Genomic DNA, 4634 nt, shown 5'->3' with positions numbered 1-4634 from the left:
AACATTGCGGTTGATCATGTTGAATCTCCGTTCTACTGGTCAGGCCCCGGCAAAGATTGGCGTCTGCAGCCGGGGCTTTTTAATGTGTGCCTGGTCACTTCACCACCTCAGGCGGCAGTGGTATCTTGGTTGCTCTCGCACAGCCAAGAAGGGAATAAAAATGACGGTAATCAGTGAAGATTTTTACCAACTCGTTTTGCAAAAAGTCGGTGAAGTAAGAGACGTGGCTTTAAGCGGTGCTATTCAGCAGCCCGATTATGCGCAAGTACAAAATCGGGCTGCGCTTATATTTGCTCTTGAGTGTGTTTTAGAAAAACATCGAAACACTTACGCAACGATTGGAAGCCCATTAAAAGGACGCGCTGCACTTGAACATCTACTTCTTCAAAAATACAAGTGGCCGTTAAGTGAAATTCGTAATCTCTCACTCCAGGACGCAATTCTTGCACTCCAAGAGGAGATGCGCGCGATTGCTGAATATGAGCCTGCACAAAAAATGATTGCCTACTTTGGAGCACGGAGCACTAAACAGGTTTATCCCACGATTCTTGATGAAGAATGGGAGCCTAACTTGATTGACAAACTTCCACAGACGCCTCGTTGGTAAGTAGCGTTATTTGCTTTTCCACCTCAACAAGCGCTTGCTGCAAGTTCTTACGCTCTGCAAGCGCTACTTGCAGATTTCTTGACGCACTCACTTTCTTTTGCATCCATTTGAGCACATCCTCGTTAGAAACCCCTTCAGCAACAATTTTGATCTCTCTCTGTTCCATTTTTAACCCCTTGGTAAGTTGGTAGTGGTTTTATGCCTACCGCCCCACACTGGCAGCGGCAGGGTAAATCCACTCTTTCCTTAAAGAACGTTACCGGTCGATCCCTCTCGGGGCCGGGGAGTGATTGCATCGCTCACCCCTTGGCGTGTTGCCTGTTGGCTTCCTGCCGTTCCCGTAACGTTTGCGGCGGTGTTTTGCTGGTGGCGTTCCGGGTTGATGGGGTTAATGTAGGATATCCAACATTGAGCTGTCAAGACGTGGTGTAGGAAAGCCAACATTAAATATTTGGACATAAAAAAACCGAGCAAGAGCTCGGCTTATGTGAAGAGGGGGATTAGAAATCCATTATGACTTGTTTAACAATACCAACGATTGTGCAGTTTTCTCCGCATTCGATAGGTTTATAATTCGGATTCAAAGGCACTAGATATCGATGCGGCCAATCCTCAACAAATTTTTTCAAAGTTGCCTCATGACCACCATCGAGGTATGCGACAACAATTTTCCCATTCAGAGCCCCAATATCCATAACCTCAGGTTCTACGATGATCACAGAATCCTCTGGTATCGATGGCGCACCTGAAGGGTTTGTCATTGAATCGCCGCGCACCCTCAGGGCGAAGGCAGCATCAGAAACTAACGCAGTGGTAAATACCCACTCCTTAGCATCGTCAGCCCTGACTCCAGGATCTGTTCTTGTCCACAAACCGGCTTGTACCCAAGAGATAAGCGGAACTTCTTTTACATTAAATATTTCAGGTTTCAGATTGAGAGTCGGCTTTGGGTCACCCTTCCCAGAGACAAGCCAGAGGGGATCACACTGGAGTGCTTTAGCTAAAGCTTGCAGGTTTGCTCCGTTCGGCTGGAAATCGTCCTTTTCCCATCCTGTAACAGTGACGCGATTCACACCAGCTATCTCAGCTAGTGCTTGCTGGGTCAATTTAAGTTCCTTCCGCCTTTGGCGGATGCGGTCGCTCATATTCATCATGTAGGCGATCCTACCACGTTTATATGTAAGGTTCTTGACATTGATATGTTGGATATCCTACATTGAGTGCAAGTCAAATCATTGGAGAAAGGTTATGAGGAAATCCGAAGTTATTAGTTATTTCGGGGGTGTCTGCAAAACCGCGTTCGCCCTTGGGATTAAGCACCCTTCAGTATCTGAATGGCCTGAAATAATCCCTGAAGTGCGCGCGTATCAGGTTGAAAAAATCACCAACGGGCGTTTGAAGTTCGACCAGACGCTTTACCAAAATTCTACTAATACAGCTGCGCAAGCATAACTACCAAGTGAAAAGGCAATGGGTAGGTTTATGAATTACGAGTTTTTTGAGCGTTTAAATCGGCTTATACCGGGGTCAGTCAGCATTGACCGCGAGAACTCTACGGTGACGCTGGTTGGTTGGAAGTTAGAAGAATTTTACAGCTCCGGCCAAAAGCAGAGCGGCTCCGATCACGTCGAAGAAGAGACCGGCAGGTTTAAGGGTTCTCTCCCTGAAAGTGAAGACTCGTTCCCTAAACACATTTTCCTGGTAGATGGCCGTTTTAAGAGGGTGGTTAATCCACTCGCCAATACCAACTGCCACACATCCAAGTGCCATAAGGCCAGTAGCTCCAGCTGGATAAGCAGGAAACATCCCGGCGCCAGCGAGGAGGAAGACAAAACTTCCGAGGGCGATAAGGACTTTGTACCAAGCGTTAAGAGCAAGTTGCGCAAGTGGGTTTTGCAAGTTTTCCGGTTCCTGTTCATGGCAATTCGAAAATCTTAATCGAAGGGTAACCGACATGGTAGAGCCAAATTTAAAAGATGTAGTGAAAGGCATGTGCAAAGCGGTGGCTGGTGGACGTTCGGCAATGGCTGGCGCACTGGGTATGACGGAAACGGCCTTCAACAACAACCTGTATGAGAAAAACGGTTGCCGGTTCTTTGAAGTCAGTGAGCTGGAGGCGATGGAAGACATATCCGGTACCAATCTACTAACCGAATATTTTGCACGTCGCCGCAGCTTGCTTGTGGTTGAAATTCCTGCATTGGAAGAACTGGATCAGGTCGAGCTGTTCAGCAAAAGCATCCGTACCGCTGCACACCGTGGACATGTAGACCAAATCATTCAGGAATCACTAGCCGATGGGGTGATTGATGAAAAAGAGGCGGCTGAAATCATGCGATATCACCGCAAGCACCTTCAAGCTCGTGATGCCGAAGTGCGAGCAGTGCTGGCGCTGTTTGGCAAAAAGGCTAAGTGCCAGAGGTGTTAATGCAAGTCGAGGCCAAAACAACGTGGTGGACTTTTTGATGAGGTAAGCACCGCTGTATTTCACAACCGGAGGGTAAGCGTATGCAGCCTGCATCGTTTGTTCGAACCGCCATGCCTGCGGTGTATTGCCGCGAGGATGCCGCATGGATTCAAGACCAGCTCGTTAAGTTACCGCACGGACAGCGCGGGAAGATTGCGCACGCCTACGAGGAGGCTTACCGCACAGCGTTTGACGCCGAGGAGGTTTCTTACCGGCAGGAGAACGCAGGCCGCAAAGCGGCTAACACGCGCCTGCGGCTGTACGTCGAGCGGTATTCGCGGGCTGGCCAGGGCATGACAACCGCGCCACCGCTGGTGGGGCAAAACAGGGTAGCGGCATGAATTTTTCAGTCGGTGTTTTTTTAAACGGGGGAGAGGGGAAGGGTAAGAGGGGGGAAAGGGGGGTGATCGGGTTGGGGTGTGGGGGAAGGAACGGGCTTTACCAGAGAGAAGATCTTTAAGGGATCGAGTGTTTAAAAACGCCAAACGGACATTTAGACGGCTAGACGATTAAACGAGGAGATAACGATGACGCTTACAATCCAGCCACGCGAAAAACAGATAGTTGCACTGAACATGCTGCGCGCGGCGTGGAAGCAATACGCCTCGTTCATGATGTACGCCCCGGTCGGGTTCGGCAAAACCGCAATCGCGGCGCTGATCGCCAGCGGGTTCATCAGCCGCAACATGCGCATAATGTTTGTGGCCCCGTATACCGTCCTGCTCGACCAGACCGCAACGCGTTTTATTGAGTACGGCTTGCCTGCCGAGGAGATCGGCTACATCTGGCGCGACCATCCGGCCTATGACCCGAGCCGACTCATTCAAATTGCATCAGCCGATACGCTGATCCGCCGCGACTTCCCCGACAACATCGATCTGCTGATCATCGACGAAGCCCACCTGAAGCGCAAAAAAATGCTGGAGTTCATCGACGAGCTGACCGCTAAAGGCGTGAAAGTGATCGGGTTGTCCGGTACTCCGTTCTCGGCCTGGCTGGGGACGTATTACCAGAAGCTGATCAAGCCGACGACGATGAAAGAGCTGATCGCTATCGGCGCACTGAGCAAATACGAATTTTACGCCCCATCGCACCCAGACCTGAGCGACGTTAAGACGTCAGAGCAGGCGGGCTATGGCCGCGACTACAACGAAACGCAATCGGCAGAGGTAATGAGCGACCCGACGCTGGTGGGCGACATCGTTAAGAACTGGCTGGAGAACGGGGAAGACCGCCCGACCATTTGTTTTTGCGTCAACGTGGCCCACGCAAATTACGTGACCGTTGAATTCAGCAGAGTGGGTGTGACCGTTGAAGTGATGACGGCGGCGACGCCACACGAAGACCGCCAGATGACGATCCACCGGTTTGAGCAGGGCATCACGAAGATCATCGTCAACGTCGGCGTGCTGGTGGCCGGTTTTGATAGCGATGTCCGCTGCATCATCTATGCCCGCCCGACGAAATCAGAAATCCGCTGGCAGCAATGCCTTGGCCGTGGCCTGCGCACTGCGCCCGGTAAAGACCACTGCCTCATCTTCGACCACACAGGCACCGTGC

At 50.9% G+C, this 4634-nt stretch carries 8 protein-coding genes; 6 read left to right on the top strand and 2 right to left on the bottom strand.

All coding sequences use genetic code 11. The features are described from left to right. Nucleotides 1-160 precede the first annotated feature (160 nt). A complete protein-coding gene (locus AC4PR2_RS27615) occupies nt 161-607 on the top strand; it encodes an ECs1072 family phage-associated protein (RefSeq protein ID WP_492175874.1) in 447 nt (148 codons plus the stop codon). Here the strand turns inward: AC4PR2_RS27615 and AC4PR2_RS27610 are convergent. Next, entirely contained in the window at nt 567-773 is a 207-nt protein-coding gene (locus AC4PR2_RS27610) for a hypothetical protein (protein ID WP_197757894.1), read from the bottom strand. The two genes, AC4PR2_RS27615 and AC4PR2_RS27610, sit on opposite strands and share 41 nt — an antisense overlap. A gap of 334 nt (nt 774-1107) precedes the next feature. Beyond that, nucleotides 1108-1761, bottom strand: a complete 654-nt coding sequence (locus AC4PR2_RS27605) for a LexA family protein (protein WP_492175873.1) — start codon at nt 1759-1761, stop codon at nt 1108-1110. Between the two features lie 94 nt (nt 1762-1855). Here AC4PR2_RS27605 and AC4PR2_RS27600 point away from each other — a divergent pair, with 94 nt between their 5' ends. The 5 genes from AC4PR2_RS27600 to AC4PR2_RS27580 form a co-directional block, all read left to right on the top strand. Next, nucleotides 1856-2059 (top strand): Cro/CI family transcriptional regulator, encoded by a 204-nt coding sequence (locus tag AC4PR2_RS27600; RefSeq protein ID WP_197783995.1) that lies wholly within the window; start codon nt 1856-1858, stop codon nt 2057-2059. Nucleotides 2060-2089: 30 nt separating this feature from the next. Further along, nucleotides 2090-2545 carry a hypothetical protein gene (locus tag AC4PR2_RS27595; RefSeq protein WP_213874159.1) on the top strand — a complete coding sequence of 152 codons (456 nt, stop codon included), beginning with the start codon at nt 2090-2092 and terminating at the stop codon, nt 2543-2545. 16 nt (nt 2546-2561) lie between these two features. Further along, on the top strand, nt 2562-3035 hold the full coding sequence (locus tag AC4PR2_RS27590; RefSeq protein WP_213874157.1) for a YmfL family putative regulatory protein: 474 nt from the start codon (nt 2562-2564) through the stop codon (nt 3033-3035). A gap of 80 nt (nt 3036-3115) precedes the next feature. After that, entirely contained in the window at nt 3116-3415 is a 300-nt protein-coding gene (locus tag AC4PR2_RS27585) for a hypothetical protein (RefSeq protein WP_492175871.1), read from the top strand. A gap of 186 nt (nt 3416-3601) precedes the next feature. Next, nucleotides 3602-4634: DEAD/DEAH box helicase (locus AC4PR2_RS27580; protein ID WP_492175870.1), on the top strand; the 1033-nt coding region annotated here is incomplete at its 3' end.

The organism is Serratia sp. A07, assembly GCF_058725505.1.
The sequence above is the reverse complement of the archived record's forward strand: the minus strand, read 5'-3'. Positions and strand labels throughout refer to the sequence as shown.